This is a genomic window from Variovorax stachyos, from assembly GCF_051400855.1.
In the GTDB taxonomy this organism is placed as follows: domain Bacteria; phylum Pseudomonadota; class Gammaproteobacteria; order Burkholderiales; family Burkholderiaceae_C; genus Variovorax.
Window position 1 is genome coordinate 1 of the sequence record NZ_JBLFFN010000042.1, and the last position, 2,828, is coordinate 2,828.

The 2,828-nt window shown below is 72.7% G+C and carries 1 protein-coding gene; it reads left to right on the top strand.

Annotation, left to right across the window (positions count from 1 at the left end):
* Positions 1–2,828, top strand: a 2,828-nt coding sequence (locus tag ACMGEZ_RS29580) for a non-ribosomal peptide synthetase (protein ID WP_436825843.1), incomplete at both ends; no start/stop codon positions are given.

The window sequence follows — 2,828 nt, forward strand, 5'->3', positions numbered from 1 at the left end:
CAGCTGGTCGAGGCCCTGCAGCCCGAGCGCAGCCTGGGCAGCAGCCCGCTGTTCCAGGTGCTGTTCAACCACCAGCGCACCGACACGAGAGCCCTGCATCGCCTGCCCGGACTGGTGCTGGAGGACTATGCGCTGGCGGATTCGTCGGCGCAGTTCGAGCTCACGCTCGACAGCAGCGAGGACGAGAGCGGCCAGGTGCGACTGGCCTGGCGCTATGCGGCCGAGCTGTTCGAGGCACAGACCATCGAGCGCATGGCGCGCCACTACGTGGCCGTGCTGGACGCGCTGGCGCAGCGTCCGCAGCAGGCGGTGGGTGACGTGGTGCTGCTCGACGATGCCGAGCGGGCGCAACTGCGGCAGTGGGGCACGAACGCCCAGCCGCATGGCGACGCCGAGCCGGTGCATCGGTTGTTCGAGCGCCAGGCGAGGCGCACGCCCGATGCCACGGCCCTGGTCTTCGGCGAGGAGCAGCTGAGCTACGCCGAGCTCGATCGCCGTGCCCGGCAGCTTGCCGGGCATCTGCTGGCACGCGGCATCGGCCCCGAGGTGCGCGTGGCCATCCATGCCGAGCGCAGCTGCGAGTTCGTGCTGGGCGTGCTCGCCGTGCTCCAGGCCGGCGGGACCTATGTGCCGCTCGACCCCGCGCTGCCGGCGCAGCGCCTGGACTACCAGCTTCGCGACAGCCAGGCTGCGCTGCTGCTGAGCGCCGGCGATTTCGCCTGGGCGCCCGGCGTGCCGGTGCTGCGCCTGTCGCTGACGGACAGGCACGACGCGATGCCGCTGGCCAGGACGGCCACGCCGCACCCCGCGCAGGCGGCCTATGTGATCTACACCTCGGGCTCGACCGGCCGCCCCAAGGGCGTGGTGGTCACCCACGGGGCGCTGGCCCGCTACGTGCAGGCGGTGCTGGCGCGGCTGGACCTGCCCGAGGCCGCGCGCAGCATGGCGATGGTGTCCACCGTGGCGGCCGACCTGGGCCACACCGTGTTCTACGGCGCGCTGTGCGCGGGCCGGGCGCTGCACCTGATGCCGGCCGAGACGGCGTTCGACCCGGAAGCCTTCGCCGCCTACATGAGCAGCCGCAACGTGGACGTGCTCAAGATCGTGCCCAGCCATCTGCAGGCCCTGCTGGGCGCGCAGCAGCCGGCCCGCGTGCTGCCGGCGCACCTGCTGGTACTGGGCGGCGAGGCGAGCCCCTGGCCCTTGATCGAACGCATCGGCCGGCTGAGTCCCGGGACCCGCGTGCTCAACCACTACGGGCCCACCGAGACCACGGTCGGCGTGCTGACCCAGGAGGCGGCCGAGGCCTCGCGCGACGCGGACAGCCTGCCCATCGGCAGGCCGCTCGCCGGCTGCGAAGCCCATGTGTTGGATGCCGGGCTGGGCCTGGTGCCCTGTGGAGTGGCGGGCGAGCTGTACCTTGGCGGCGCGGGCCTCGCGCGCGGCTACCAGGACCGTGGCGGCCAGACCGCCGAGCGCTTCGTCGCCAGCCCCTTTCAGCACGGCGCGCGGCTCTACCGTTCCGGCGACCGGGTCCGGATGCTGCGGGACGGCAGCCTCGAGTACCTGGGCCGGATGGACGACCAGGTCAAGGTGCGGGGCTATCGCGTCGAGCTGCCCGAGGTGGCGCGGGCCTTGCGGGCGCAGCCCGGCGTGCGCGAGGCGGTGGTGGTGGCGCGCGAAGGCCGGCTGGTGGCCTATGTGTCGGCGCAGGCCGGGCAGGTGCTGGACACCGCGCGCCTGCGCGAGCAACTGGGCCGCGCGCTGCCGGACTACATGGTGCCGGGCGGGATCGTGGTGCTGGAGACGCTGCCGCTGAACGCGAACGGCAAGGTAGACCGCAAGGCGCTGCCCGAGCCGGTGCTCGATGGCGGGGCGCAGGCCTACGAGGCGCCGCAAGGCGAGACCGAGGAGGTCCTGGCACGTATCTGGTCTGAGGTGCTGGGCGTCGCGCGCGTGGGCCGCCACGACAACTTCTTCGAGCTCGGCGGCCATTCGCTGCTGTCGCTGCAATTGCTGGAGCGCGTGCGCCGCCAGGGCTTCGCGGCGCAAGCGCGCACGCTGTTCGAGCAGCCGCGGCTGGCCGCCTTCGCGCAGGCGCTCGCGAGCGAAGCGAGCCGGCCCGAGGTGGTGGTGCCGCCGAACGGCATTCCGCCGGGCTGCACCACGCTCGAGCCATCGATGCTGACGCTGGTCGTGCTCGACGCCGACCAGGTCCGACGCATCGAGGCCGCGGTGCCGGGTGGCGCGGCCAACATCCAGGACATCTACCCGCTGGCGCCGCTGCAGGAAGGCATCCTGTTCCACCACCGGCTGCAGGCGCAGGGGGACGCCTACGTCGGCTCGCAGGCCCTGGGCTTCGACAGCCGGGAGCGGCTGGAGCGTTTCGTGCACAGCCTCGAGCGCGTGATCGCGCGCCACGACATCCTGCGCACGGCGGTGCTCTGGGAAGGGCTCGACGAGCCGGTGCAGGTGGTGTGCAGGCAGGCGCCGCTTCGGCTGCAGTGGCTGCAGGGCGAGACGAGTGGCGATGGAGATGGCGAGGCGGGTGGCGATGTGGCAGAGCAGCTCGCCGCCCGGGTCCATCCCGCGCACTACCGCATCGATGTGCGGCAGGCACCCATGATCCATGCGGTGGCCGCGCACGACGCGGCGCGGCAGCGCTGGCTGCTGCAATTGCCCAGTCATCACCTGGTGCTGGACCACATCACGCTGGAACTGGTGGTGCGGGAGATCGCGCTGTTCGAGGCGGGCCGCGAAGAGGCGCTGCCCGAGCCGGTGCCCTTCCGGCGCTTCGTGGCGCAGGCGCGCCTGGGGGTGAGTCGGGC